23 protein-coding genes are annotated in these 25,330 nt (G+C 64.8%); 7 read left to right on the top strand and 16 right to left on the bottom strand.

Going from position 1 to position 25,330, the window contains the following annotated elements; genetic code table 11:
• Positions 1 to 32: 32 nt before the first annotated feature.
• Positions 33 to 3,200, top strand: a complete 3,168-nt coding sequence (gene putA / locus A8950_RS16335) for a bifunctional proline dehydrogenase/L-glutamate gamma-semialdehyde dehydrogenase PutA (RefSeq protein ID WP_243735677.1) — start codon at positions 33 to 35, stop codon at positions 3,198 to 3,200.
• Between the two features lie 25 nt (positions 3,201 to 3,225).
• On the opposite strand, the gene A8950_RS16330 is transcribed toward putA, so the two are convergent.
• From A8950_RS16330 to A8950_RS16320, 3 genes are all read right to left on the bottom strand, one after another.
• Entirely contained in the window at positions 3,226 to 4,173 is a 948-nt protein-coding gene (locus tag A8950_RS16330; RefSeq protein ID WP_133614754.1) for an ornithine cyclodeaminase family protein, read from the bottom strand.
• The gene (locus A8950_RS16325; RefSeq protein ID WP_133614753.1) at positions 4,173 to 6,158 is read right to left on the bottom strand and encodes an oxidoreductase; all 1,986 of its coding nucleotides are present in this window, start codon (positions 6,156 to 6,158) and stop codon (positions 4,173 to 4,175) included. Before A8950_RS16325 ends, A8950_RS16330 begins: the two co-directional genes overlap by 1 nt.
• A gap of 64 nt (positions 6,159 to 6,222) precedes the next feature.
• Positions 6,223 to 6,960, bottom strand: coding sequence for a hypothetical protein (locus tag A8950_RS16320; protein WP_133614752.1), 738 nt, complete (start codon positions 6,958 to 6,960; stop codon positions 6,223 to 6,225).
• Positions 6,961 to 7,148: 188 nt separating this feature from the next.
• Between A8950_RS16320 and A8950_RS16315 the strand changes: the two genes are divergently transcribed.
• Positions 7,149 to 7,550, top strand: a complete 402-nt coding sequence (locus A8950_RS16315; protein WP_133614751.1) for a DUF4170 domain-containing protein — start codon at positions 7,149 to 7,151, stop codon at positions 7,548 to 7,550.
• Positions 7,551 to 7,560: 10 nt separating this feature from the next.
• Here the strand turns inward: A8950_RS16315 and A8950_RS16310 are convergent, their stop codons facing one another.
• On the bottom strand, positions 7,561 to 8,085 hold the full coding sequence (locus A8950_RS16310) for a class I SAM-dependent methyltransferase (RefSeq protein ID WP_133614750.1): 525 nt from the start codon (positions 8,083 to 8,085) through the stop codon (positions 7,561 to 7,563).
• A 144-nt stretch (positions 8,086 to 8,229) separates the two neighbouring features.
• Here A8950_RS16310 and A8950_RS16305 point away from each other — a divergent pair, with 144 nt between their 5' ends.
• Positions 8,230 to 8,649 carry a DUF1178 family protein gene (locus A8950_RS16305; RefSeq protein ID WP_133614749.1) on the top strand — a complete coding sequence of 140 codons (420 nt, stop codon included), beginning with the start codon at positions 8,230 to 8,232 and terminating at the stop codon, positions 8,647 to 8,649.
• Positions 8,650 to 8,655: 6 nt separating this feature from the next.
• Here the strand turns inward: A8950_RS16305 and A8950_RS16300 are convergent, their stop codons facing one another.
• From A8950_RS16300 to A8950_RS16275, 6 genes are all read right to left on the bottom strand, one after another.
• Complete coding sequence (locus A8950_RS16300; protein ID WP_133614748.1) at positions 8,656 to 9,120, bottom strand: YcgN family cysteine cluster protein; 465 nt, start codon at positions 9,118 to 9,120, stop codon at positions 8,656 to 8,658.
• Positions 9,117 to 10,346 carry a polyhydroxyalkanoate depolymerase gene (phaZ, locus tag A8950_RS16295; protein WP_133614747.1) on the bottom strand — a complete coding sequence of 410 codons (1,230 nt, stop codon included), beginning with the start codon at positions 10,344 to 10,346 and terminating at the stop codon, positions 9,117 to 9,119. Before phaZ ends, A8950_RS16300 begins: the two co-directional genes overlap by 4 nt.
• Before the next feature lie 53 nt (positions 10,347 to 10,399).
• Entirely contained in the window at positions 10,400 to 11,488 is a 1,089-nt protein-coding gene (locus tag A8950_RS16290) for an ABC transporter ATP-binding protein (protein ID WP_133614886.1), read from the bottom strand.
• A gap of 28 nt (positions 11,489 to 11,516) precedes the next feature.
• Positions 11,517 to 12,329 carry an ABC transporter permease gene (locus tag A8950_RS16285; protein ID WP_133614746.1) on the bottom strand — a complete coding sequence of 271 codons (813 nt, stop codon included), beginning with the start codon at positions 12,327 to 12,329 and terminating at the stop codon, positions 11,517 to 11,519.
• A gap of 1 nt (position 12,330) precedes the next feature.
• Positions 12,331 to 13,272, bottom strand: coding sequence for an ABC transporter permease (locus tag A8950_RS16280; RefSeq protein ID WP_133614745.1), 942 nt, complete (start codon positions 13,270 to 13,272; stop codon positions 12,331 to 12,333).
• A 105-nt stretch (positions 13,273 to 13,377) separates the two neighbouring features.
• Complete coding sequence (locus A8950_RS16275) at positions 13,378 to 14,481, bottom strand: ABC transporter substrate-binding protein (RefSeq protein WP_166645233.1); 1,104 nt, start codon at positions 14,479 to 14,481, stop codon at positions 13,378 to 13,380.
• Positions 14,482 to 14,770: 289 nt separating this feature from the next.
• Between A8950_RS16275 and A8950_RS16270 the strand changes: the two genes are divergently transcribed.
• A complete protein-coding gene (locus A8950_RS16270; RefSeq protein ID WP_133614743.1) occupies positions 14,771 to 15,400 on the top strand; it encodes a hypothetical protein in 630 nt (209 codons plus the stop codon).
• Between the two features lie 10 nt (positions 15,401 to 15,410).
• On the opposite strand, the gene cueR is transcribed toward A8950_RS16270, so the two are convergent.
• A complete protein-coding gene (gene cueR, locus A8950_RS16265) occupies positions 15,411 to 15,806 on the bottom strand; it encodes a Cu(I)-responsive transcriptional regulator (RefSeq protein ID WP_133614742.1) in 396 nt (131 codons plus the stop codon).
• The gene (locus tag A8950_RS16260) at positions 15,806 to 17,947 is read right to left on the bottom strand and encodes a heavy metal translocating P-type ATPase (RefSeq protein WP_133614741.1); all 2,142 of its coding nucleotides are present in this window, start codon (positions 17,945 to 17,947) and stop codon (positions 15,806 to 15,808) included. The genes cueR and A8950_RS16260 overlap by 1 nt, the downstream gene beginning before the upstream one ends.
• A gap of 122 nt (positions 17,948 to 18,069) precedes the next feature.
• Between A8950_RS16260 and A8950_RS16255 the strand changes: the two genes are divergently transcribed.
• Complete coding sequence (locus A8950_RS16255) at positions 18,070 to 19,425, top strand: nucleotide sugar dehydrogenase (RefSeq protein WP_133614740.1); 1,356 nt, start codon at positions 18,070 to 18,072, stop codon at positions 19,423 to 19,425.
• Positions 19,426 to 19,432: 7 nt separating this feature from the next.
• Entirely contained in the window at positions 19,433 to 20,416 is a 984-nt protein-coding gene (locus A8950_RS16250) for an NAD-dependent epimerase/dehydratase family protein (protein WP_133614739.1), read from the top strand.
• On the opposite strand, the gene A8950_RS16245 is transcribed toward A8950_RS16250, so the two are convergent.
• Positions 20,413 to 20,871 carry a VOC family protein gene (locus A8950_RS16245; protein ID WP_133614738.1) on the bottom strand — a complete coding sequence of 153 codons (459 nt, stop codon included), beginning with the start codon at positions 20,869 to 20,871 and terminating at the stop codon, positions 20,413 to 20,415. The genes A8950_RS16250 and A8950_RS16245 overlap by 4 nt on opposite strands.
• A gap of 112 nt (positions 20,872 to 20,983) precedes the next feature.
• On the opposite strand from A8950_RS16245, the gene mutL reads away from it, so the two are divergent.
• The gene (gene mutL / locus A8950_RS16240; protein WP_133614737.1) at positions 20,984 to 22,792 is read left to right on the top strand and encodes a DNA mismatch repair endonuclease MutL; all 1,809 of its coding nucleotides are present in this window, start codon (positions 20,984 to 20,986) and stop codon (positions 22,790 to 22,792) included.
• Between the two features lie 6 nt (positions 22,793 to 22,798).
• Here mutL and rsmD read toward each other — a convergent pair whose 3' ends face one another.
• The 3 genes from rsmD to A8950_RS16225 are packed head-to-tail and all read right to left on the bottom strand — an operon-like array spanning position 22,799 to position 25,249.
• Positions 22,799 to 23,362, bottom strand: a complete 564-nt coding sequence (gene rsmD, locus A8950_RS16235) for a 16S rRNA (guanine(966)-N(2))-methyltransferase RsmD (RefSeq protein WP_133614736.1) — start codon at positions 23,360 to 23,362, stop codon at positions 22,799 to 22,801.
• A complete protein-coding gene (locus A8950_RS16230) occupies positions 23,343 to 24,536 on the bottom strand; it encodes a pseudouridine synthase (protein WP_208109898.1) in 1,194 nt (397 codons plus the stop codon). Before A8950_RS16230 ends, rsmD begins: the two co-directional genes overlap by 20 nt.
• The gene (locus A8950_RS16225) at positions 24,533 to 25,249 is read right to left on the bottom strand and encodes a gamma-glutamyl-gamma-aminobutyrate hydrolase family protein (protein ID WP_133614734.1); all 717 of its coding nucleotides are present in this window, start codon (positions 25,247 to 25,249) and stop codon (positions 24,533 to 24,535) included. Before A8950_RS16225 ends, A8950_RS16230 begins: the two co-directional genes overlap by 4 nt.
• Positions 25,250 to 25,330 lie beyond the last annotated feature (81 nt).

The raw sequence follows: 25,330 nt of genomic DNA, 5'->3' as shown, positions 1-25,330 counted from the left end.
GCCCCGTCACCTCCGGATTCCGACGCCAGCACATGACCATGATCTTCTGCGCGCCCGCCGCCGAACCTACCCCCCTGCGCCGCCGCCTGCGCGGCCACTACCGGGCCGACGAGACGGCCATTGTCGAGATGCTGCTGGGCCAGGCGGAATTGGCGCCCGACATGCAGGACCGCATCGCCGCGCGCGCCCGGCGCCTGGTCGAGGAAGTGCGCAAGAACCGCGTCGGCCAGGGCGGCATCGATGCCTTCATGCATGCCTATGAGTTGTCGTCGAAGGAAGGCGTCGTCCTCATGTGCCTGGCCGAGGCCCTGCTGCGCATCCCGGACAGCGACACGGCCAACCAGCTGATCCGGGACAAGCTGAAGGAAGCCGATTTCGGCGCGCATCTGGGGGAATCGGACTCGCTTTTCGTCAACGCCTCGACCTGGGCGCTGATGCTGACCGGGCGCATCATGCAACTGGACCAGAGCGCCAATGATCTCAAGGGTGTACTGAAGCGCCTGGTGACGCGGAGCGGCGAACCGGTGATCCGCCAGGCGGTGACCCAGGCGATGAAGATCCTCGGCCGGCAATTCGTCATGGGGCGCGATATCGGCGAGGCGCTGGAGCGCGCCGAGGCCCTCGAGAAGAAGGGTTATCGCTATTCCTACGACATGCTGGGCGAGGCCGCCCGCACGATGGAAGACGCCGAGCGCTATTTCAAAGCCTATGTGGCGGCGATCAAATCTATCGGCAAGGCCGCCAGGGGCAAGGGTCCGGTCGCAGCGCCCGGCATTTCGATCAAGCTCTCGGCCCTGCACCCGCGCTATGAATTCGCGCAGAGCGAACGCGTCATGGGCGAGATGGTGCCCAAGGTTGTGGCCCTTGCCGAGGCCGCCAAGACCGCCGGCATCGGCTGTACCATCGATGCGGAGGAAGCCGACCGCCTCGATCTTTCGCTCGACATCATCGAGGTGGTCGCCGGAGTCCCCAGCCTCGCGGGCTGGGACGGACTTGGCCTTGCCATCCAGGCCTATCAGAAACGCTGCCTGCCGCTCATTGACTGGCTGGCGGATTGCGCGCGGCGCAACCGTCGCCGCTTGATGGTCCGCCTGGTGAAGGGCGCCTATTGGGACAGCGAGGTGAAGTGGAGCCAGGAGCGGGGGCTTGCCAATTACCCTGTTTTCACGCGCAAGGCCTCGACCGATGTTTCCTACCTCGCCTGCGCACGGCGCCTGCTCGCCGACGGCCAGGCTTTCTACCCGATGTTCGCCACCCACAACGCCCATACGCTCTCCGCCGTCATCGAGATGGCGGGCGGCGAGGCGGCGGCGCGGGACAAGCTGGAATTCCAGCGCCTCCATGGCATGGGCGAGCCGCTCTACAACCAGGTGACGCCCGCGGATGCCATGGGCATTCCCTGCCGCATCTATGCGCCGGTGGGCAGCCACGAGGATCTGCTGGCCTATCTGGTGCGGCGCCTGCTGGAGAACGGTGCCAATACCTCCTTCGTCAATCGCATCGTCGACGAGAAGGCGCCATTGGATGCCATCGTCGCCGATCCCATTGCCCAGGTGCGGGCGCTGAAATCCAAGCCCCATCCCGGCATTCCGCTGCCCAGCCACATGTTCGGGGCCGAGCGGCGGAACTCGGCCGGTGTCGATCTTTCCGATCCCGAGGCGATGCTGGCGCTCGCGGGCGAAATCGAAGCCGCCGCCGCGGGGCGTCCCCAGGCCGGGCCGATCATCGGCGGACAGCTGCGCTCGGGCGAGGCGATGGAGGTGAAAAACCCGGCCGACACCCATGAGACCGTGGGCAGTGTCGTACTTTCGACCGCAGCCGATGTCGAGGATGCCGTGGGTCGCGCAGCCCGGGCCTTTGCCGATTGGTCCGGCATGCGGGCCGAGGCGCGCGCCGCCTGCCTCGACCGTGCCGCCGATCTGATGGAGCAGCGGCGCGGCGAGATCATCGCGCTCTGCATCCGCGAGGCCGGCAAGACCATCGGCGATGCCGTGGCGGAACTGCGCGAGGCGGTCGATTTCTGCCGCTACTACGCGGCCCGTGCGCGCACCGATTTTGCAGCACCCCAGGCGCTACCCGGCCCGACCGGCGAACGCAACCAGCTTTATCTCCACGGCCGGGGAGTATTCGTCTGCATCTCGCCCTGGAATTTCCCGCTCGCCATCTTCATGGGCCAGGTGAGTGCTGCCCTGGTCGCCGGCAATTGCGTGATTGCCAAGCCAGCTGAGCAGACGCCGCTCATCGCCTCGCTCGCGGTCAGGCTGCTGCACCAGGCGGGGGTGCCCGGTGACGTCCTGCATCTGCTGCCGGGCGATGGGCCAGGCGTAGGCGCACCGCTGACCCGCGACCCGCGCATTGCCGGCATCGCCTTTACCGGCTCGACCGAGACGGCGCGCCTCATCAACCGGACGCTGGCCGCCAAGGATGGACCGATCGTCCCGCTGATCGCCGAGACCGGCGGCCAGAATGCGATGATCGTTGATTCGACGGCCCTTCCCGAGCAGGTCGTGCGCGACGTCCTGATCTCGTCCTTCCAGAGTGCCGGCCAGCGCTGCTCGGCACTGCGCGTGCTTTTCGTGCAGCAGGATATAGGTGTCAAACTCGAGAAGATGCTGGCGGGCGCCATGGCGGAGCTGAAGATCGGCAACCCGGCCTGGCTCCAGACCGATATCGGCCCGGTGATCGATGCGGAAGCCAAGGCAATGCTGGAGACCCATGCCCAGCGCATGGAGCGGGAAGGCAAGCTCGTCTACCGGAACAAGCTCGGCGCCGAATGCGCCGGCGGCCATTTCTTCGCCCCCGCCGCCTATCGCATCGACAATCTCAACCGGCTGCAGCGGGAGGTGTTCGGGCCGGTGCTGCACGTCATCCATTACGCCGCCGATCGACTTGACGAGGTACTGGCGGCGGTGAACGGCACCGGCTATGGCCTGACCCTTGGCATCCACTCCCGCATCGACGGCAAGATCGCCTATATCGCCGAGCGGCTGCGGGTGGGGAATGCCTATGTCAACCGCAACATGATCGGTGCCGTGGTCGGCGTGCAGCCCTTTGGCGGCGAGGGCCTCTCCGGCACCGGCCCCAAGGCTGGCGGCCCGCGCTATCTGCATCGCTTCGCCACCGAACGCACCCTCACGATCGACACGACGGCGGCCGGCGGCAATGCCAGCCTGCTCAGCTTGACGGAGGAGGGCGCGTAAGCCAGTCGCGGCACCGGGCCGGGCGTCAGCCTGCCGCGCTGGCGCGGTCGTAGAGGTATTGGGCCACCGCCAGATCCTCATGACCACCGCCGCCGGATTTGAACCAGGTGATCTCGTCCCGGTCGCGCCGACCTGGCTTGCTGCCGCGGTTGAGTTCGAACATGTCGATAAAATCCGCGGCATCGGCAAGGCGGTCGCGGATCGGCTGGGTTACATCGCCCGCGACATCAACGGTGGTAAGGCGGGCGTCGATGTAATGGCGCGCGGCGCGGCGGAAGGCGTCGTCATCGGCCTCGCGCATTTCCGGCAGGTATCCGCCGACGAGATCGAGATGGCAGCCGGGTTTCAGCCACTGGCCCTTGATGACGGGCGCCGTCGCCCGCGTCGCCGTCGAGACAATGTCGGCGGCGGTGACCGCTCCGGCGAGGTCGGTCACGATCTCGACCGCGATCCCGCGCCGTCGCAGATCCCTGGCTGGTTCAGCCAGCACCTCGCTGCGGCGGTTCCACCACAGCACGCGCGTGATCGGCCGCATGGTACAATGCGCGGCAATGAGATGCGGCGCCAGGGCGCCGCCGCCCACCATCAGCAGGGTGGCGGCATCCGCTCGGGCGAGGAGGTCGGCCGCCATCGCCGAATTGCCGGCCGTCTTGACCAGTGTCAGCGCGGCGCCGTCGAGTGTCGCGATGGCGGTGCCCGTCTTGCCATCGAACAGCGCATAGATCCCCTGGACCGCCGGCAGAGCGCGTGCCGGATTATCGGGAAATACGCTGACCAGCTTTATGCCGAAATTTCTGCCGTAGCGCCAGGCGGGCAGCATCAGCCAGTCGTTCTGTGTTCCGTTAGCCTGGGTTTGGCTGAGCAGCATGCGGTCGATCGCATCGACGCCCGTGCGGTTCATCTCCTTGAGGGCCGCCACCACGCCCGGATAGTCGGCGATGGCGTGAATCCGCTCGGCATGGAGATGGTGCATCAGAGCGACAGGCCCAGCTTGCGGCCTTCATAGATCGCGGCGGCGGCATGGCGCGGGGCAAGGCAATCGCCGATGGCGTGATGGTCGATGCCGGTCCGGGCCAAATCTTCCTGCAGGGCGGTATCGGCCACATTGGTGGTGGCCAGTACCAGGGAGTCGAACTCCTGGCGACGTTCCTCCCCGGTCGAGAGATCGCGGATCGTCGCCGCATCGCCATGCCAGGCGACGATGACCGAGTCGGTGAAAAAGATGACACCGAGCTTCTTGAGGCGCGCGCGCATCGGAAAATCAGCAGCGGTACGGGCGAGGTCGCGGCCGATATAGGCATCGGCGGTAAGCAGCGTTACCTTGTGATCCTTTTCCGCAAGGTGCCAGGCCGTGCCCGGGGCGCGCCAATTGCCGGCATCGTCCAGAATGAGTACGCGGGCGCCGAGGCGCGCCTCGCGCCGCATCACCTCCTCGACCGACCAAACATTGGGCCCGTCGACCCCGGGCATTGAGTCGCGATGCGCCATGCCGCGCTGCCAGCCGGTCATGGCGGGTTGCGAGCCTGTGGCCAGCACGATGGCATCGGTCTTCAAGGCCGCAATCTCGTCCGCCTCGAGATAGGTGTTGAGGCGCACTTCCACCTGCAGCTTGGCAAGCTGGCCTTCATACCAGGTGATGAGGTCGGTGATCTGCCCGCGCCGTGGCTGGAGGCCGGCGAGGCGGAACTGGCCGCCCAGGCGATCGGTTGCCTCCGCCAGGATGACACGATGGCCGCGCTCGGCGGCGACGCGCGCCGCCTCCAGTCCGGCAGGGCCGCCGCCCACCACCAGCACGGATTTGGGTTGTGCCGCCGGCTTGAAGGTGTCGCCGTCCCATTCGAACTCGCGTCCAGCCGAGGGGTTTATGAGACAGGATATCCAGTAGTCGCGCGAGCGCCTTCCCCAGCACATCTGGTTGCAGGAGATGCAGCCGCGCACATCCTCCGGCCGTCCTGTCTTCGCCTTGATGGCAAGGTGTGGGTCGGCGATCTGGCCGCGTACGATGCTGACCGTATCGGCCTGACCGCTGGCGATGACGTAATCGGCATTCTCCGGCGTGCGGATATGGCTTTCCGCCTGCACCTTCATGGTGGTCATTGCTGCCTTCATCGCCTCGGCGAAGGGCGCGCCCATCTTGTCCTCATAGACGAAGGGCGGGATGATCTTGGTGAAGTCGAAATAGGAGCCGGTGCCGAGCGTCGTGTAGTCGTAGAGGCCGCGCTTCTCGTGCCACAGCGCGATCTCGATCTGCTGCTCGATGGTGAGTGCCGCCGGGCTGCCAGGATCGAGACTGATCGCCATGCCGATGATAAAATCATCGCCCACCTTGCGGCGGATCGCGTGCAGCAGGTCGTGCGAGAAGCGCATGCGCTTCTCGAAACTGCCGCCATAGATGTCATCTCGACGGTTGGCCAAAGGCGACCAGAACTGCTCGATGATGGCGTTATAGGCCGCCATCAATTCCACGCCGTCATAGCCGGCGGCCTGGGCGCGGCCGGCTGCCGCCACGAAGGCCCCGATTGTCGCCTCGATCTCGCGCGCCGTCATGCGGTGGCTGCCGTCGCTGTCATGCATCGACGGGGCGCCGGAGGGTGAGTGGTTGGCGGCGAAGGAATTGTCCCAGTCGCCATGGGCGCCGACATGATAGAGCTGCTGGATCATCACCGTGCCATGCTCGTGGCAGGCCTCGGTGATGCGCCGGAAATGCGGGATGACGGCATCGTCGCCGTGGCGGAAATTGCCGCGCGTCAGCACGGCATGGGCGTTCACGGGCACCGGCTCGACCACGATCATGGCAGCACCGCCCCGGGCACGCTCGCGGTAATAGCCGAGATGCCGGTCGCCCGGCAGACCGCCTTCGCTCATGTTGGCAGTATGGGCGCCGAACACGATGCGGTTTTTCAGCGTCTTGTGGCGAAGCTGAAGCGGCTGGAAGAGGTGTGGAAAGGCCTGTGACATCGTGCTGGCTGCCCCCGAAGCTGGCTATCGCCAGAGTGGGTGGCAGCCGGGACGAGAGTCAAGCTCAGTCGACGAAAGGCGATTGCTTGGGCATCTCGCCGCCATAATCCTTGACCGCCTTCGCATAGGCGCGGGGCGATTTATAGGGGCCGTATTTCGCCAGTTCGGTGACGGCCGCCGGGCGGATTTCGGCAGTCTTCGGCATCACCTTGAGGAAGCCGCCCTGGCGCCCGATCAGGAAAATCGGCTTGTTGAGGCGCGTCGATTGCCGGCGATGGTTGACTGAATGCTTCTTCATCGCGGTCAGTTCCTCGGGATCGCGCTCGAAGACGTACTCATAGGCGGCGATGAATTCCCGGATGAACTTCTTCTCGACCACCTGCATGTTCGACATCAGCCAGCAACGATCGGCGAAGGTCCAGTAGGTGGCAAGGCCGACAAGCTCGCCCGCTCTGGTGAAATAGGGATAGAAGGGAAAGGCGCGGCAGGCGAGAGTCCGGTTGTCGCGCTCGCAGAAGCGCGCCCCCTTGCACTCGATCGCCATGCAGCCCTTGTGCAGTTCGGCCACGATCTTGCGCGAATTGGCGTCGGTCGGCTTGTATTTGTGCCAGAGGTCGGTGCGGGCCTTGAGGTACTGGAATTCCGGCTTGTCGACCACCGGAATGGCATGGGCGGTGTCGCAGCAGACCGGCTGGCCGCCATTCAGCGGCGAGCAGAAGCGGCCGCAATCATAGCGCGACACGCTGGCCTGGAATCGCTCATAGACGGCCCCGAAATCCTCCGGTCGCATATCTCCGGTCATTACCTGTCCCGCGGCTGGTATGGGTGGCAATCGACTCGACCTGCGAGTCGGCGCTGCCTCGTCAGGCGATTTATGCTTTGCCGACGACTCGAAATCCAGTTAAGAATGCGTTGGTTAGGACGGTTTTCGAGCGGTCCGCACAAGCAGGTGCCGGCCGGTCACGACGTCAAGGGAACCGAAGATACATCATGGCCCGCTACTGGGTTATCGGCGGCATCTACGCCGACACCAATTTCGATCGCATTTCCGGCGGTGGCAAGGAAGAGCGGATCGGACCGTTTTCGACCTATGATGACGCCAAGGCCGCCTGGCAGAAGCGGGCCTGGGAGACGGTCGACCAGGCCAATGCCCGCTACCGCATCGAGGAAGAGGGCGGCGAGATCTGCTTCTGGGTCGTGGGCGGTCCCTATTGCGACACCACCTTCAGCGAGCCGGCGCCCGGCGGTGGCGAGCAATGGTCCGGGCCGTTCGACTCCTATGAGGACGCGAAGACCGAATGGTCGCGCCTGTCATGGTCCAACGTCGATGATGCCATGTGCCGCTACCGCATCGAGAAACTCGCCAAGGGCGAGCACCCCAAAAGCCACTAGCCGAGAGCCCCTATGAGGTTCCCTGCCGTGCTGCGATCCGCTGGATCACCGCTGGCCTGGGTATCGTCGTATAGCCGCTGAAATAGCCCAGCACGGTGAGGCGCTGCGCTTCGGCGACGCGAAGCAACTCGCCAGGGGCCAGCAGGAAATCCGGATTGCTTGGCCGGCCGAAGCGTTCATTGCCCTGCTGGAACGTCTCGTAGATCAGGATCCCGCCGGTGACGAGGGACGCGACGAGGTGGGGGAAAAGGGGACGATGCAGATAGTTCGTTACGACAATGGCGGCAAATCCCCGGCCCAGGAAGGGCCAGGGCGCGCCATTCTCCAGATCGGCCCCGACGACCTCCAGGCCGGGAATACTGGCAAGACCACCGATATCGCGGTCTACGGCCGTCACCCGGAAACCTTTGGCGAGCAGGAACCGGCTGTGCCGGCCATTGCCGCCGGCCACATCCAGGACCCGCGCGCCGGGGGTGATGGCCGCAGTGAAGCGCGCGACCCAGGCAGAAGGGGGGCTGGCCGATAACTGCTCCATCACACGCTTTTGTCAAAGGGGCGCCGCATCAATGGCCGGGATGGTAGCATTTTTGTCATGCGACCCTATATTTCTTAAGAATTGCCGGCGCAGGATGTTTAGGAGACATTGCACGCCAGCGGATGAACAGGCATTGCAAAGAAAATGATCCTATTTCAACTCAGTTGCAGCCGGAACCATAGTTTCGATATCTGGTTCAAGGACGGCAATTCGGCCGACCGGCAATTGTCCCGGAGGATGGTCGAGTGCCCGGAATGTGGCGACCGCAAGGTGGCGAAGGCCCTGATGGCGCCGCGGATCGGCAGTGCCGGCAAGGACGATTCACCCAACATGGCCGTGATGGCTAAGGCCATGCGCGACCAGCTGGCCGAAATGCGGCGCAAGGTGGAAGAGAATTGCGACTATGTCGGCGAGCGCTTCGCCGACGAGGCGCGCAAGATCCATTACGGCGAGGCGCAGGCCCGCGGCATCTATGGCGAGGCCAGCGACGAGCAGCACCGGGAACTGGCCGAAGAGGGCATCGAGGTTGCCCGGGTGCCCTGGCTGCCGCGTGACGACGCGTAATCCCAGCTATTTGATCCAGTCGACTATGTGATCCTCGGGCTCGCCGGCGCGGCCCTCCGAGATGGCGCGGCGGCGCATGGAAATGCCGGCCTGGTGCACCGTCCTGGTGTCGCCGGAAACCAGCGGGTGCCACCACGGCAGGTCTTCCCCCCGATGCACCAGCTTGTAGGCGCAGGTCTCCGGCAGCCAGTCGATGCGGCCGATATTGCGCGGAGTCAATTGCACGCAATCCGGCACCAGGGCCTTGCGGTTCTGGTAGTCCTTGCAGCGGCAGGAGCGCAAATCGAGCTGCTTGCAGGCAATGTTGGTGAACAGGATTTCATTGGTGTCGACGTCGCGCAGCTTGACCAGGCAGCACTTGCCGCAGCCGTCACAAAGGCTCTCCCATTGCGCCGGCGTCATCTTGGAAAGCGGCGTCGTCTTCCAGAAGGGGAGCGCCTCGGCCGCGGGGCTGGCGGCAGCGCGCTTCATCTCGGGTTGGCGGTGCGAATGAAGTCGCGGATCGCGGGATAGATCCGCTCGCGCCATTTGCGGCCGCTGAAGAGGCCGTAATGGCCAACCTTATCCTCGGTGAGTTCCAGGCGCAGCCGATCTGGTAGGCGGGTGCAGAGCGCATGGGCGGCATGGCATTGCCCCGCCCCGGTGATGTCGTCGCGACCGCCCTCGATAGTCATCAGACCGGTCTGCGTGAGCGCGCCGGGGGCGACGTTCTGGCCATGATGCGTCAGCCGTCCGGTGGCCAGGGCGTGCTGCTGAAATACGATACGCACGGTGTCGAGATAGAACTGGCCGTCGAGATCCATGACCGCCAGATATTCCTCGTAAAATCGGCGATGCGCAGCGGCGAACTGGTTGTCGCCCTTGGCATGGGCCCAGAGAAAATCGAGATGCGCCTTCAGATGCCGGTCCGGATTGAGCGACATGAAACCGGAGAGCTGCAGCAGGCCGGGATAGACCCTGCGCCCGGCACCGGGATGCATCGGCGGCACGTGATGAATTGCGGCGGCATCGAAGGTGGCAAGGCTGTGCGACTTGGCGAGGCGCGTCACCTCGGTCGGCCCCTTGCGCGTGTCGACCGGACCGCCCATCAGGATGAGGTGGCGGGGAGTCGCCGGATCCTTCGCTTCGGCCAGCATGCTGGCTGCCACGACGGCAGCCGGTGCCGGTTGGCAGATGGCCAGCATCGAGACGCCGCGACCCAGGTGGCGCAGGGCGCGGATCAGCACGTCGACATAATCCTCGAAGCCGAAGGCGCCTTCGGCCAGCGGCACTTCGCGGGCGTCCTGCCAGTCGGTGACATAGACCTCGTGTTCGGTCAGCAGGGTCTCGATCGTATCCCGGACAAGGGTCGCAAAATGGCCGGACAGCGGGGCGACCAGCAGCACCTTCGGGTCGTTGCGCGGCTTTTGCAGCGCCCGCTCGAAATGGATCAGGCGGCAGAACGGCTCGCCCATCACCACGCGTTCGCTGACGGCGGTGATGATTCCATCGACGCTGACTTCGCGGATGCCGAATTCGGGGCGCCCATGTCGTCGCGCCGACCGGGCCAAAATCTCCCAGGCTGCCGCCCCGGCCCTGTGCAGCGTCGTCTCAGCCAAGGGATTGTGCGGATGGGCAAGCAGGTCGCGCCAGGCGTCGGCGGCGATCCGGAGCGGCGTCAGCGCGAGATACTGCGCCTCAATGGCGTGATAAAGCATATTAATTCTTTACGCTGCGTTGCGAAATCAATCAAGGCCGACCCTGGTAGGGGTCAATCAGACAGAAGAACCCCCGCTTCGACCGGCCAGGTTAACCATATTTCGCGAGCCGCGCCGCCGGCCAGCGGGCTTTCCGCCGCCGCGTGGCGGTTCTGCAGCGAGACCGAAACCGGTGCCGCTTCCTGGTGCCAATCGGCCAGGATCAGGCTGCGGTCGCCGAGATAGGAACTGGCCCGGGTGGTGGCGCGGATGGCGTTCCGGCTGGGGGCCGGCCTATCCACGACCGCATCGATCTTTTCCGGGCGCACCGCCAGTATTGCATTGCCGCCCGCAGTCACCGACTGTCCGGTCAGCGGGACGCGCACACGGATATCGGGGCCGATCTCCATCACCGCCTGATCGCCTTCGACTGCCACGACCCGGCCCTCGAAGAAGTTCATGTTGCCGATGAAGCCGGCCACCTCACGGCAATTCGGCCGCTCGTAGAGGGCGGTGGCGCTGTCGATCTGCAGGACCTTGCCGCGCGCCATCACGGCGATGCGGTCGGACAGCGACAGCGCCTCTTCCTGGTCGTGAGTGACAAAGATGAAGGTAATGCCGAGCGATTTCTGCAACTGCCGCAGCTCGATCTGCATCTCCTCGCGCAGCTTCTTGTCGAGGGCGCCCAACGGCTCGTCCAGCAGCAGGACCTTGGGTTCGCAGACGATGGCGCGGGCCAGGGCGACGCGCTGGCGCTGGCCGCCGGAAAGCTGGTTGGCGCGCCGCTTGCCGAGGCCGGAGAGCCTGACCATCTCGAGTGCGGCATCGACCTTCCGGGCGACGGTCGCCTTGTCAACCGGCCGGTTGGCGAGACCGTAGGCGATGTTCTCCGCCACATCGAGGTGCGGAAAGATCGCGTAGGATTGGAACACCATGTTGGTCGGGCGATGATTGGGCGGCCGCGTTCCCATCGCCTCGCCGTCGATCAGGATTTCGCCGGACGTCTGCTGCTCGAAGCCGCCGATCATGCGCAGAAGCGTGGTCTTGCCGCAGCCAGACGGGCCCAGCAGCGAAAAGAACTCGCCGGCGGCAATGTCGAAGGTCGCCGCATCGACGGCGGTAAAGGCACCAAAGCGCTTGGTTACCGCGCTCAGTGTGATCATTGCATTGTCGGATGACGCCATCTTGCCCTCAGAGTACCGAAGAATCACTGCCCGAAATGCCCCGCCGGCGCAGCCACTCCGCCAGCACCACCAGCACGATCGAGATCATGAGAATGAGCGACCCCAATGCCAGCACGTCGGGAATCTTGTTGGGGAAACGAAGGGTGCTGAAAATGAAGATCGGCAGGGTTGAATCGCTTCCGGCCAGGAAGAAGGCCAGCAGGTATTCGTCGAACGAGGTGATGAAGCAAAGCAGGAAACTGGAGACGATGCCCGGCATGACCAGCGGCAGGGTCACGCGCCGGAAGCTGCGCCAGGCGGTGTCGCCGAGGTCACGCGAGGCCTCCTCCAGGCTGCGATCGAAGCCCTCCATGCGCGCCATCAGCACCAGCATCGAGAGTGGCACGGTGATGAGGACGTGCGAGGCGCCGACGGTGAGCAGGCTGAGTTCGACATCCAGCAGACGCCGAAGAATGACGAGGGTGGAGACGCCGATCACCATGTAGGGAATCACCAGCGGTAGCAGGATCAGGGCATAGATCGAGCGGCGACCCGGAAAGCGGTAGCGCGTCATGGCCCGCGCCGCCATCAGCCCGAGAACGGTGCTGATAATGGAAACCCCGATTCCGACCTTGACGCTGGCCCACAGCGCATTGAGCAGAGCCGAATTGCCAGCCAGGCTCTCGTACCATTTCAAGGTGAAGCCCTTGAGGGGCAGCGTCACGTAGATGTTGTCGTTGAAGGAGAACAGCGGCAGCAACAGGACCGGCACGTAGAGAAAGAGCAGATAGAGGACTGCAAAGAGGGAAAGCAGGTTGGTATGTCGGCGCAGGAAGGACATGTCAGATATCGGCCCCCTTCAGTCGCTTCTTGCCGATCACGGCCAGGAACAGACATACCGCCAGTGTGATGGCCAGCATCATGAGGCAGGAGAGTGCGGCGCCCAGCGGCGCATTGTTGGCCTTGATGAACTGGGTGGCGATCGAGTTGCCGATCATGATCCCGGACGGGCCGCCGACAAGCGTCGGCGTGATATAGTCGCCGACAGTCGGGATGAAGACCAGCAGGATCGCGGCAATGGTGCCCGGCAGCGACAGCGGGAAGGTGACCCGCCAGAACCGCTTCCACCTGGAATCGCCGAGATCCGTCGCTGCCTCGAGATACGAACGATCGATCTTCTCGAGGCTGACATAGATCGGCAGCACGGCATAGGCGGCCCAGGCGTGGGCGAGTGTGATGGTGACCGAGGCTGGATTGTAGAGCAGGAACTCGAGCGGCTTTTCGATCAGGCCGAGCGATTTCAGACCCGAATTGATGACGCCGTTGAAGCCCAGGATGACCTTCCAGGCGAAGACCCGCAGCAGGTACGAAGTCCAGAACGGTACAGTCAGCAGGATGATCCACACCAGCTTGCCGCGCTGGATGCGGAAGGCCATGAAATAGGCCATCGGATATGCCAGCAACACGACAGCCGAAGTGGCGACAAAAGAAATCCAGAGCGACTTGATGATCAGCGTCGAATACAGGCCGCAACCATCCGAGAAGCACTTGAGTGCGTCGTCAACCAGCAGGCCGTAATTGGCCAGCGTGAAACTGGTGTCGAGATCGAAGCCGGTCTGCGTCCAGAAACTGACGATGACGATGGCGCAGAGAGGCACCAGCATCATGCCGATGACGATGGCGAGGGTCGGCGCAATGAGCCAGAGCCCAGCCAGCCATTCCGGCCGCCGCCTTGTCGGATCCTGGGAAGTGGGCGACGTCGCGCCCGATGCCAATGCTGTCATGATCTACCGCCGGAAAATCAATGAATCGGGACCGGGGCGTCCCCACCCCCGGTCCCGATTCGCAGGCCGATTGAATGCGCCGAAGCGGGCCGCCTTCAATCGGACTTACGCGCCGGCTTTCACTTCCTCGAACATCTTGTGGAGACGGTCGGCGTCTGCCGTCGGGCGCTGGAAGATGCCCTTGGCGAAGAACAGGTTGGGGTCCTTCGGCAGGCCGCGCTCATTGAGCATGGCATCCTCGACGATCTCGAACGTTTTCTTGTTCGAATGACCATAGCCGTAGGACTCGATCAGCCACTTGCCGGCCTCCGGCGCGATCATGGCATCGATCAGGTCATAGGCCTTGTCAATATGCGGCGCGTCCTTCATCAGGACGAGGCCGCAGCAATAGCTCATGATGCCTTCCTTGGGATTGGCGAACTTGACCGGCACGCCCTGGCCCTGCAGGGTCACCACCGAACTGTTCCAGCCGGTCGACATCACCAGTTCGCCCGAGGCGAGTGCCTGTTCGACCGTCGAGTTGCTGTCCCAGTAGAAGCGCAGCAGGGACTTCTGTTTGACCAGAAGATCCTTGGCCTTGGCCAGTTCTTCGTCAGTCATGTTGAAGGGATCGGCCACGCCCAGCACGATACCGGCGATGGCGGCCGATTCGGTCGCGTCCGCCGCCATGGAGATCTGCCCGCTGTAGCGCTCGTCCCACAGCATGGTCCAGGATTCCTCCTGAACCTCCACCAGATCCGGACGGTAGAGTATCGAGGTATTGCCCCAGTCCACCGGGATGAAATACTGCTCGCCGTTGTCGCCCTGGGCGAATTCCAGCTTGGTGAGGCTTTCGAACAGATCGCCGAAATGCGACAGCCGGCCGGTGTCGATCGGCTGCATCACATCCGCATCGCGCCAGTTCTTGAGGTCGAGATTGCAGGGGTGGACGACATCAACCTTGAAGCCGCTCCGCACCTTGGCGAGCGCTTCGCCGACATCGGCGAAATAGGGGCCTTCCGGCTCTGCGCCATGCTTCTCGGCATAGGCCGGGTGGAAGCCCGGCTCGTTATAGCCTTCCCAGGTGAAGTTGATTGCTTCGTCGGCGGCCCTGGCGCGCCCCATCGGGATGAGAGCCATGGTCACGCCGGTCGCCGACATCAGTTTCATCATGTCGCGGCGCGTGAGGCGGCCGGCCTTCATGGCGCTCAGGATTTCCTGCTTCTTCATTTCCAGACACCCTCCTGTTTTGGCATCGCGCATTTTTCGCGATGCATCCTGCCTGCGGCGTTCGATCGCCGCTTATTGTTCCTGTGTACAGCTAATCTTGCCACCCTCGTTGCCGCAGCGCAACCGGTGTTGTCGAGGACACAAAAAGGTGTCCTGGCGCACAGTTTTCGCCTGTACGCCACGTTGACAGGGCGGGTTGCGGATTTGATGATACCACTATAGCGTTCTGCCGCCTCGAGGTGACGCGATGCCGTGCCGTGGCTTGTTTCCGTTGACGACTATCGCCCTGATGGCATGGTCCGGCTCGGTATCCGCCGAACCGCGCCCGCCGGTCGCCATCGTCGAGGATGCGACCGCGAACGTGACGGCGATCCCCCCGTTCCACCTGCTGCGCGAGGGCGATTCGCTCAGCCTGGCAAGCGATCAGGGGGTCATCCTCTCATACCTGCAATCCTGCCAGCGCGAGACAATACGCGGCGGGCAGGTCGCCATCGGGCGCCTGCAGTCGGATGTAACGGGTGGGGCGGTACAGCGTCAGACGATCTCGTGCGACCCGGCCGCACTCGATCTGACGCCGGCAGAGGCCAGCCAGAGCGCAGCCCTGGCCTTTCGCGATCCCGACAGCGCCGCAGACGCCGACCCCATTGCCCGCGAGGCGGCATTCGTTCTTGCCAGTCGTCTGCCCGTCGTGATTGCGCTGGATCTTGCCAATCTCACCATCGAAGATCGGCGCAATCCCGCCCGCACCTGGCAGGTGCAGTCGACAGATGGCATTTTCGAACTGGCCGCCGGCGACCTGCCGCTCGACAAGGGCGGGGTCTATCGGATCTCGGGCGGCGACCGATCCCTGGTTTTCCGGATTGGCCGTGAGGCAACCGATGCACCATTGCCCCTGCTGAAGCGGCTCATACGATTTTAATCGGCCGCTTCTAGTCGGCAAGTTGCTCCAGGATCGGGCAATCGGGCCGGTCATCGCCATGGCAGTGCTGTGCCAGGTGTTTCAACGCTTCTGCCATCTCCTGCATCGCGGCAATCTTCTCCTCCAGTTCTGCGACATGGGCAAGCGCCAGTTTCTTCACCTGCGCGCTGGAGCGCTGGCGGTTGCGCCACAGAGCCAGCAATTCGCGGATGTCCTCCAGCCGGAAACCGAGCGAGCGCGCGCGGTGTATAAAGCGCAGGTTGTGGACATCCTGCGGTCCATAGATCCGGTAATTGGCGTTGCTACGCTGCGCGCGCGGCAGCAGGCCGATCGCTTCATAGTGCCGGATCATCTTGGCCGAGACGCCGCTGGCCTGCGCTGCCTCGCCGATATTGAGTATCTCCATCACGGCCTCCAACGATTCAGGGTCAGCGCATTGGTGACCACGGCGACAGAGGAGAGCGCCATGGCGGCCCCGGCGATGATCGGGGTCAGATAGCCGAACGCGGCAAGCGGCAGCCCAAGTACGTTGAAGACAAAGGCCCAGGCCAGGTTCTCCCAGATCTTGCGGCTGGTCCGCCGCGCCAGGTCGATGGCCTGCGGCACCAGGGCGGGATCGCCGCGCATCAGCGCCACCCCGGCCGTCTCGATGGCGACATCGGTGCCGGTCGCCATGGCAAGGCCGAGATCCGCGCCGGCCAGGGCCGGCGCGTCATTGATTCCGTCACCGACCATGGCGACCCGGTTGCCCTGCTGCTTCAACTGCCGGATGGCATCGGTCTTGTCGCCGGGCAGCAGTTCGGCGCGCACGTCGTCAAGCCCCAGTTCGGCGGCGATCCTGGCAGCAGCACCCTTGTTGTCACCCGTCAGCATCAACGCGCGGATGCCGAGATCGTGCAGGGCTGCGACGGCGCGATGCGCATTCGGTTTCAGGCGGTCAGCAAAGGCGAAGAGGGCAAGCAGGCGCTGATGCCCGTCGGTTTCGGCGAGGTAGGAAATGCTGGCCCCCTCGGCTGCGAGCCGGTCGGCGGGCCCCTGCAGGGGAGCCAGGTCGAAGCCACGTTCCGTCATCATGCGCGCATTGCCGAGGATATAGGGGTGACCGTCGATCAATGCCGTGACGCCGCGACCGGCGATCACGTTTGCCTGAGATGCTGCCGGTAGCGGACGTTCTCCGGCCGCGCCGCGCAGGGCATCAGCGAGGGCATGGGTGCTGCCGGACTGAAGTGCGGCGGCGATGACCAGAGCCTGCTCGGGGTCGACGCCGGGCATTTCCACTGTCTGCTGGAGATGCGGCTTCCCTTCGGTCAGCGTGCCGGTCTTGTCGAAGGCGACGAGATCGATCCGGCCGGCGGTCTCCAGCGCTGCCGCGTCGCGGATCAGTATTCCGTGCTTTGCCCCCACCCCGACGCCCACCATGATCGCGGTCGGGGTGGCAAGACCGAGTGCGCAGGGGCAGGCGATGACGAGGACCGCCACAGCATTGACCAGCGCGGTTTCGACTCCGGCACCGGCCGCTACCCAACCAATGAACGTGACCAGTGCGATCGCCAGGACCACCGGCACGAAGACTTCCGAGACCCGATCGGCGAGGCGCTGGATCGGTGCCTTGGCACCTTGCGCCTCCGTTACCATGCGGATGATCCGCGCCAGCATGGTCTCGGCACCTACGGCGGCAATTTCGACCTCCAGCCGGCCCATGCCGTTCACGGCACCGCCGATGACCCGGTCGCCCGGAGCCACGGCACGCGGCCGGCTTTCGCCAGTGATGAGCGCCTCGTCGAGTTCACTCTCGCCGGCGATGATGCAGCCATCCGCGGGAATGCGGGCGCCGGCGCGGATGATGGCGATGTCGCCGGCAACGAGATCCTGCAACGGGATTTCGCTTTCGCCGTCGGCGCGACGCACCAGTACCTCGGCGGGCCATAGGGCATTGAGAGCGGAGAGTGCCGAGAGCGTCCGTTTCTTGGCGCGCTTTTCCAGCCACTTGCCGAGGCGGACCAGGACGATGATGACGGCGGCGGATTCAAAATAGAGATGGTGCGGGTGCGTTGCCATCAGGTAGAGGCTGAGGCCGAAGGCGGCTGATGTGCCGATGGCGACTAGCAGGTCCATGTTGCCGCTGAAGCCCCGCAACGCCCGCCAGGCACCCAGATAGAAGGGGAGGCCGAGGCCGAACTGGACAGGTGTGGCGAGGACAAGCTGCGCCCAGGGCGGCAACATCCAGCTTTCGCCCGTTGCCAGTTCCAACAGCATTGGTGCAACCAGCGGCAGCGAGAGCAGGACGCCGGCCGCGACCCACCACGACTCGCGGTCGCGCTCTTCCGCTGCGTTCTCGGGCCGCACACCGTAACCGGCATTCTCGATTGCCTCGACAATCCTTTCCCGGGTCGCGGGGGCAACGGCCTTGACGATTGCCTCCTCGCTGGCGAGGTTGACCGCGGCCGCTTCCACGCCGGGCAGGCGCCGCAGCACCTTCTCGATCCGGGTGGCGCAGGCGGCACAGGTCATGCCGGTGACGTCGAGGCGAAGTTCGCTGGCGCTCATGACGGGGTTTCCTTTCGTTGCGCCATTCCCATATGTTCCTTCCCATCATGGGAAGGTCAAGTGGTGGCGTCGCCTCCGGTTCCTTGCTAGGGTGCTGGCGCCTTACGGAGTCACGTTAAGTCATGGCAATCAGAGGAAAATCCAGGAAACCGGCCGCCGCTGCCCTGTTGGCGCGCATCGTCTCCGGCCGGGCGCGGATCGGCATAATCGGGCTCGGCTATGTCGGCCTGCCGCTGGCTTGCGTCTTCGCCGAGAAGGGCTTTGCCGTGACCGGCTTCGACATCGACGCCGCAAAAACCGAAAAGCTTGCCGCCGGCCGATCCTACATCCGCCATATCCCGGGGCGGCGCATCGCGCCGCTGGTGAAAGCCGGCCGCCTCGCCGCCAGCAGCGATTTTGCCGGGTTGAAGCGCATGGACGCGATCATCATCTGCGTGCCGACACCGCTCTCCCGCCAGCGGGAACCGGACCTCTCCTTTGTCGCCAACACGGCGCGGACGATCGCCCGTCACCTGCGCAAGGGGCAACTCGTCGTCCTCGAATCGAGTACATATCCGGGCACCACGGACGACGTGGTGAAGCCGGAACTGGAGGTGGGCGGCCTCAGGTCCGGACGCGACTTCTTCCTCGCCTATTCGCCCGAACGCGAAGATCCCGGAAACGAGCAGTTCGGCACTGCCGCCATACCCAAGGTGGTGGGGGGCGATGGCGCGGCCGCCGGGGAACTGGCCAAGGCGCTCTACGACCAGGTGGTGGTAAAAACCGTGCCGGTCACCGATGCGGCGACGGCGGAGGCGGTGAAACTGACCGAGAACATCTTCCGGTCAGTGAATATTGCCCTGGTCAACGAGTTGAAGGTCATCTTCGATGCCATGGGCATCGATGTCTGGCAGGTGATCGAGGCCGCCAAGACCAAGCCCTTCGGCTTTATGCCGTTCTATCCGGGACCCGGCCTCGGCGGGCATTGCATCCCGATCGACCCATTCTACCTCACTTGGAAGGCCCGCGAGTTCGGCATCAGCACGCGCTTCATTGAACTGGCGGGAGAAATCAACACGGCGATGCCGCGCTATGTCGTGGCACGCCTGACGGAAGCCTTGAGCACGCGCGCCGGAAAGGCCTTGAAGAATGCGCGCATCCTGATCGTCGGCCTCGCCTACAAGAAGAATGTCGACGACATGCGCGAAAGCCCGGCCCTGACGCTCATCGACCTTTTGGAGGCGCAGGGGGCGAAGGTCGATTACCACGACCCCATCATCACCTCGGTGAAGCCGTCTCGCGAGCACCCGCATCTCATGGGGCGACGCTCGGTCGCGTTGAGTGCAGCCACTCTGGGGCGGACCGATGCCGTGCTGATCGTCACCGACCATGACAGCATCGACTACAAGGCGCTGGGACGCGGTGCGAAGCTGATCATCGATACCCGCGATCGCATGGCGCGGGCGGGTTGGCGCGGGCGCAATGTCGTAAAGGCGTGAGAAATTCATGACCATACTCGTTACCGGTGTTGCCGGCTTCATCGCCTTTCATGTCGCCGAGGCCTTGCTGGCGCGGGGCGATCGCGTGCTCGGCATCGACAACATGAACGCCTATTACGACACCCGGCTCAAACAGGCCCGCCTCCACCGATTGGAGCGGCATCCCCATTTTCACTACGTATTTGCCGACATTGGCCGCGCGCCGGCGCTAGGGGCGGCGATCCATCATCATCGTGACAGCATCACCGGCATCGTGCATCTGGCTGCTCAGGCCGGCGTGCGGCATTCGATCGATCACCCGACCGACTATGTCGGACCGAATCTTGCGGGCCATCTCAACATCCTGGAACTCGCCCGGCATCTGCCGCAGGTTGCGCATACCGTCTATGCCAGTTCCAGTTCGGTCTATGGCAACAGCAAGCGCGTACCCTTTGCGATCGACGATCCGGTCGATTGCCCGGCCTCGCTCTATGCCGCCACCAAGCGGTCGGGCGAATTGATGAGCATCGCCTATGCCCAGCTCTATCGGCTGCCGCTCACCGGGCTACGCTTTTTCACGGTGATCGGGCCCTGGGGGCGGCCAGACATGGCCTATTTCCGATTTACGCAAGCGATCCTGGCGGGCCGCCAGATAGACGTTTTTGGCGATGGCAGCGTCTCGCGCGACTTCACCTATATCGATGATATCGTGGCAGGTGTGCTGGCCGCGCTCGATCGGCCGCCAGCGCGCGACGCGGCGGTGCCGCACCACCTTTACAATCTGGGGAGCGACCGGCCGGTGACGCTCAATCATCTGATCGGCCTGATCGAGGCGGCCTGCGGTACCAAGGCCAGTCGCAATGTGCTGCCGCCGGCCGCAGGCGACGTGCCGGCAACCTGGGCCGATCTCAGCCTGACCCGCGCCGATCTCGGCTACGAACCGGCGACACCGCTCGATGTCGCGATCGAAAATTTCGTGACCTGGTACCGGGATTATGCGCGCCGGAACTAACCCTGGTTTTTCGACAGCGGCCGACTGACCACCCAGCAATAGCCGTCGGGGTCCAGGATGTAGGCCTCGCGCATACCGTGCGGCTTGTCGGCGGGTTCGGCCAGGATGACGTCGCTGCGCGCCCTGGCCCGGACAACGGCGGCGTCGGGATCGATGGCGTAAAGCCGCAGTTCCAGCCCGGCGCCGCGCGGACCGTCGGGGGCGATCAGGGAAGGCAGGGGGTTGCTGTGATAGGTGCCATCGGCATGCAGCATCCATTCGGCGAGAACGCGGCCATCGACCCGGTGCCGGAGCACGGCGAAGTCCTGGTCGGCGGTCGCCACCTCGGCCAGCAGCACCTCGCGGGCGAAGGCAACCGAGCGGGCGACATTCCGCACCAGCATGTTGATTCCGAAGCCCCGGAGGCTGCGCCCATAATCCTCGCCACTGGGAAATTCTCCCTTGTCTTCCGCCATTTGCCGCTCTCCCGTCCGACCTTGGGGCTATTCAGCCACCGGCGTGGCCGGTGCGGCAAGCGGCATCTTGTGGCGGTACAATCCGCGGCCAAACCGGTCTAGACTCGCGCCCATGCCGATTCGTCTTCTGCCCGCCAATCTCGTCAACCAGATCGCCGCCGGCGAGGTCATCGAACGACCCGCCTCGGTGGTGAAGGAACTGGTCGAAAACAGTGTCGATGCCGGGGCGACCCGCATCGCCGTTGAACTGCGCGAGGGCGGCAAGAGCTTCATCAGCGTCACCGATGATGGCCATGGCATGGGCAGGGCCGAACTGGAACTGGCGGTGGAGCGCCACGCCACCTCGAAACTGCCGGATGACGATCTCGTCCATATCGGCTTCTTCGGCTTCCGCGGCGAGGCGCTGCCCTCCATCGGCGCGGTCGGCCGTCTGTCCATCACCAGCCGCGCGCGCGGCAGCGACGAAGCGTGGCGCATAAGGATCGAGGGCGGTGTGAAGACCGGGCCGGAACCGGCGGCGCTCTCCGCCGGCACGCGGGTTGAACTCAGCGATCTCTTCTTCGCCGTGCCGGCACGCCTCAAGTTCCTGAAGTCTGCGCGCTCCGAGCAGAATGCCGTGGTCGAGGTGATCGAGCGACTCGCCATGGCCCATCCCGATGTCGCCTTCGGCTTGAGCGATGACGGCCGCACGGTGCTGCGCTTCGACGCGGCGCGGCCCGATCTGGCCGAGGGCGAAGATGCCGCGCGGCTGAAGCGCCTCGGCGACGTGATGGGGCGCGACTTCGCCGACAATGCCGTCGCCCTTGATGTCGCGCGCGAGGGCTTCCGTCTTTCCGGGTTTGCCGGCCTGCCGACGCTCAATCGCGCCACGGCGTCGATGCAGTATCTCTTCGTCAACGGGCGGCCGGTGCGCGACCGGCTGCTGCAGGGCGCCATCCGCGGCGCCTATCAGGATTTCCTGGCGCGCGACCGGCATCCGCTGGTGGCGCTCTTCATCGATTGTCCGCCGGAACTGGTCGACGTCAATGTGCATCCGGCGAAGGCTGAGGTTCGCTTCCAGGATGCGGCTTTGGTGCGCGGGCTGCTGGTGGGCGGCATCCGCCGCGCCCTTGACGCCGCCGGACACCGCGCCTCGACCACGGTTGCGGGACAGACCCTGGCGGCTTTTGCGCCGATGTCCGGTGTCGCAGCAGCGCCACCGCCGGCCTATGCGCCGATGCCGCGATCCGCCGGATTCGGTACCGGCGCCGTGCAGGCGGCGCTTGCGTCCTTCGCGCCGCTTTCCGCCGAGTTGGCGCGCCCGTCCATGCCGGCGGCTGCACCGGAACCGGCTGCCGGCGACTACCCCCTGGGCGTCGCCCGGGCGCAGCTATTCGGCACCTATGTCGTGGCACAGACCGCCGACGGCATCGTCATCGTCGACCAGCATGCCGCCCATGAGCGCCTGATGCTGGAACGCATGAAGGCGGCCCTGGCGGGGCAGGGGGTGAAGCGCCAGGCGCTGCTGATCCCCGAGATCGTCGAGATGCCGTCGAAGCTGGTCAATGCCTTGCTGTCGCGCAGCGTCGAACTGGAGGAACTGGGCCTCGTCATCGAGGCGTTCGGCAATGATGCCGTTGCCGTACGCGAGGTGCCGGCCTTGCTCGGTCAGAGCGACGTCAAAAATCTCGCCCGCGATCTTGCCGAGGAAATCCTGGAACTGGGTGCGGCCTTCAAGCTGAAGGAGCGGCTGGAGGACATCTGCGGCACCATGGCCTGCCATGGCTCGGTCCGCGCCGGCCGGCAGCTGACCGGGCCGGAGATGGACGCGTTGCTGCGGCAGATGGAGGCGACGCCGCATTCCGGCCAGTGCAATCACGGCCGGCCAACCTATGTCGAGCTGAAGCTCAGCGATATCGAGAAACTGTTCGGGCGGCGGTAGGTATCGCTAGGCTTCATACCGCAACATGACCACCCGTGCCTTGCCGTAGCGGCGCTCGTCGATGACGGAGAAGCCGTCCGGCGGGCTGAAGGCATCGCGCGTCGCCATCTCCGCTACGACGAGTGCGTTGCCGGCGAGCCAGCCGGCCCGCGCCAGGGCCACGAGGGTGGGGGAGACCAGATCCAGGCCATAGGGTGGATCGAGGAAGACGAGATCGCAGGGCGCGAATTTGCCATAACGATGGGCGGGCGGCGGCTGGGTTGCATCGCCGAGCAGGATCGTCGTCCGCTCGGTTTCATGGCAGGCGGCGGCATTCTTCTTGATGCAATCGGCGGCGATGCGCTCGCGCTCCATCGCGACGAGCGAGACCGCCCCGCGAGACAAGGCTTCGAGGCCGAGGGCGCCGGACCCTGCAAAGACATCCAGCACCCGGGCATCCCTGATGGCGTCATGGCCATGCGCCAGGATGTTGAAGATGGCCTGACGCGCACGGTCCGAGGTGGGGCGGATATCCTTGCCCTCCGGCACAGCGAGGCGCGTGCCGCGATGGCTACCGGAATCGATGCGCATCGCGCTTCGGTTTCGGCTTGGGTTTCTGCTGCCCGGCATTGCGGGGACCACGGCGCTTGGGCTTGGCGGCGGGCGCGGCGCCCTCTCCCGATTTTTCCGGCTTGTGGTCCAGCAGTCGCCCCAGTTTCAGCGTGCCGTCAATCCGGGCCGCAAGCTGACGTGCTTCCGCCTCGAACTTGCCTGATTTGTCGGATTTGCCGGTTTTTCCCGGCATCGTAATCGGCTGTTCGATGCGGCGGGACTTACCGTCCTGAGACTTCTGCCGGCCTGGCTTGGGTGGACGGGGCTCATGCCGGTCCTCCTCGCGCTTGTCCTTTGCGGTCTTGTTGCCCCAGCGCTTGCGGGCCTCAGGATATTCGCCGACGGCGCGAAGCTTGCGTTCTTCCTGCGCCGCCTGGACATGGGCCGGCGGCAGGGCGCGCGACAGCTCCGGCTTCCAGTCATTGCCGAACTTCAACTGGTCCTTCAGCAGTTTGCCCTTCACCTCGGTGACCTGGCCGGGTTCCATCTCGGCCAGTTGGAACGGGCCATAGCTGATGCGGATGAGGCGGCTGACCGGCCAACCGAAATGCTGGCAGATGCGGCGGATCTCGCGGTTCTTGCCTTCGGTCAGGCCCATGGTGATCCAGGCATTGGCACCTTGCTGCCGGTCGACGGCGGCTTCGATCGGGCCATAGCGCACGCCCTCGATGGTGAGGCCCGCTTTTACCTGATCGAGGATTTTCGGGTCGATGCGACCGTTCACCCTTACCCGGTAGCGCCGGATCCAGCCGGTCGAGGGCAGTTCCAGCCGCCGCGCCAACTCGCCGTCATTGGTGAGTAGCAGCAATCCTTCCGAATTCAGGTCGAGCCGCCCCACCGAGATCACGCGCGGCATTTCCGGCGGCAGGCGCTCGAACACGGTCGGGCGGCCTTCCGGGTCGCGTGCGGTGGTCATCAGCCCCTTCGGCTTGTAATAGAGCCAGACGCGGGCACCCTCCTTGTCGGGGAGCGGCTTGCCGTCCACCAGCACGATGTCATTGGGCTGCACGTTGATCGCCGCCGAGCTGAGCTTCTGCCCGTTGACACTGACGCGCCCGGCCGCGATCCAGCCTTCCGCATCGCGCCGCGAGCAAAGCCCGGCGCGGGCCATCACCTTGGCAATGCGCTCGCCCTTGTATGCGCTCTCGCTCATGATGCTTTTGCCGCGTCGATGAAGGCGGCAAAGATCTTGCCATCGCCTTCGCTGACATCCAGTTCCGGATGCCATTGCACGCCGAGGCAGAAGCGATGGCGCGGGTCCTCGATCCCCTCGATGACGCCGTCCGGCGCTGTCGCGTTGACGACGATCCCGGGACCGACGGTCTTGACCGCCTGGTGGTGCGCCGAATTGACGGGAAGTTCCGTGCCGCCGACGATCTTCTGCAGCAGGGAGCCTTCCTTGAGTCTCACCCTGTGGCCGGGCTCGGTACGCGGGTTGGGCTGTTCGTGGAGCAGGGAATCGCGAACCTCGTCCTCGATATGCTGGATCAGCGTCCCGCCCAGGATCACGTTGATCAGTTGTTCGCCGCCGCAGATGCCGAGGACCGGCTTGTCGCGCTTCAGCATCGCATTGACGATGCCAAGCTCAAAGTTCGTGCGACCCTCCTTGGTGCGCACGGTCGCGTGGCGCGTGTTGTCGCCGAAATGGGCCGGGTCGACATCGAAGCCACCGCCGGTGACGACCAGGCCGGCGAGGGTATCGGCATAGGCCTCGACCATGCCGGGCTCATGGGGCAGGCAAAGTGGCAGGCCGCCGGCCTTGGCGACGGCACCGGTATAGGTGGCGCGCAGGGAATAATGCGGGGCCTTCGCGATGCCGCGCGGTGCGTCAACATCAAGGGTCAGGCCGATCAAGGGTGCGGTCATGCGGGGCCGGCTCCGGGCTGGCTGGAACTGATTTCGCAAAGCTATTTCATATCAGCAGGTTGGACACAAGCCCACCCTTGA

The sequence above is a fragment of the Dongia mobilis genome, from assembly GCF_004363235.1.
Taxonomy (GTDB): Bacteria; Pseudomonadota; Alphaproteobacteria; order Dongiales; family Dongiaceae; genus Dongia; species Dongia mobilis.
The sequence above is the reverse complement of the archived record's forward strand: the minus strand, read 5'-3'. Positions and strand labels throughout refer to the sequence as shown.

What these genes read in the sequence shown, in the direction of transcription:
- A8950_RS16290 (WP_133614886.1), bottom strand. Translation starts at nt 11,488, where the DNA reads ATGATCACACTGAGCGCGGTAACCAAGCGCTTTGGTGCCTTTACCGCC.
- putA (WP_243735677.1), top strand. Translation starts at nt 33, where the DNA reads ATGACCATGATCTTCTGCGCGCCCGCCGCCGAACCTACCCCCCTGCGC.
- cueR (WP_133614742.1), bottom strand. Translation starts at nt 15,806, where the DNA reads ATGGAGATACTCAATATCGGCGAGGCAGCGCAGGCCAGCGGCGTCTCG.
- A8950_RS16255 (WP_133614740.1), top strand. Translation starts at nt 18,070, where the DNA reads ATGGCAATCAGAGGAAAATCCAGGAAACCGGCCGCCGCTGCCCTGTTG.
- A8950_RS16325 (WP_133614753.1), bottom strand. Translation starts at nt 6,158, where the DNA reads ATGTCACAGGCCTTTCCACACCTCTTCCAGCCGCTTCAGCTTCGCCAC.
- mutL (WP_133614737.1), top strand. Translation starts at nt 20,984, where the DNA reads ATGCCGATTCGTCTTCTGCCCGCCAATCTCGTCAACCAGATCGCCGCC.
- A8950_RS16330 (WP_133614754.1), bottom strand. Translation starts at nt 4,173, where the DNA reads ATGCACCATCTCCATGCCGAGCGGATTCACGCCATCGCCGACTATCCG.
- A8950_RS16260 (WP_133614741.1), bottom strand. Translation starts at nt 17,947, where the DNA reads ATGAGCGCCAGCGAACTTCGCCTCGACGTCACCGGCATGACCTGTGCC.
- A8950_RS16285 (WP_133614746.1), bottom strand. Translation starts at nt 12,329, where the DNA reads ATGTCCTTCCTGCGCCGACATACCAACCTGCTTTCCCTCTTTGCAGTC.
- A8950_RS16270 (WP_133614743.1), top strand. Translation starts at nt 14,771, where the DNA reads ATGGCATGGTCCGGCTCGGTATCCGCCGAACCGCGCCCGCCGGTCGCC.
- A8950_RS16225 (WP_133614734.1), bottom strand. Translation starts at nt 25,249, where the DNA reads ATGACCGCACCCTTGATCGGCCTGACCCTTGATGTTGACGCACCGCGC.
- rsmD (WP_133614736.1), bottom strand. Translation starts at nt 23,362, where the DNA reads ATGCGCATCGATTCCGGTAGCCATCGCGGCACGCGCCTCGCTGTGCCG.
- A8950_RS16275 (WP_166645233.1), bottom strand. Translation starts at nt 14,481, where the DNA reads ATGAAGAAGCAGGAAATCCTGAGCGCCATGAAGGCCGGCCGCCTCACG.
- A8950_RS16300 (WP_133614748.1), bottom strand. Translation starts at nt 9,120, where the DNA reads ATGAAGCGCGCTGCCGCCAGCCCCGCGGCCGAGGCGCTCCCCTTCTGG.
- A8950_RS16250 (WP_133614739.1), top strand. Translation starts at nt 19,433, where the DNA reads ATGACCATACTCGTTACCGGTGTTGCCGGCTTCATCGCCTTTCATGTC.
- phaZ (WP_133614747.1), bottom strand. Translation starts at nt 10,346, where the DNA reads ATGCTTTATCACGCCATTGAGGCGCAGTATCTCGCGCTGACGCCGCTC.
- A8950_RS16320 (WP_133614752.1), bottom strand. Translation starts at nt 6,960, where the DNA reads ATGACCGGAGATATGCGACCGGAGGATTTCGGGGCCGTCTATGAGCGA.
- A8950_RS16310 (WP_133614750.1), bottom strand. Translation starts at nt 8,085, where the DNA reads ATGGAGCAGTTATCGGCCAGCCCCCCTTCTGCCTGGGTCGCGCGCTTC.
- A8950_RS16305 (WP_133614749.1), top strand. Translation starts at nt 8,230, where the DNA reads ATGATCCTATTTCAACTCAGTTGCAGCCGGAACCATAGTTTCGATATC.
- A8950_RS16230 (WP_208109898.1), bottom strand. Translation starts at nt 24,536, where the DNA reads ATGAGCGAGAGCGCATACAAGGGCGAGCGCATTGCCAAGGTGATGGCC.
- A8950_RS16245 (WP_133614738.1), bottom strand. Translation starts at nt 20,871, where the DNA reads ATGGCGGAAGACAAGGGAGAATTTCCCAGTGGCGAGGATTATGGGCGC.
- A8950_RS16315 (WP_133614751.1), top strand. Translation starts at nt 7,149, where the DNA reads ATGGCCCGCTACTGGGTTATCGGCGGCATCTACGCCGACACCAATTTC.
- A8950_RS16280 (WP_133614745.1), bottom strand. Translation starts at nt 13,272, where the DNA reads ATGACAGCATTGGCATCGGGCGCGACGTCGCCCACTTCCCAGGATCCG.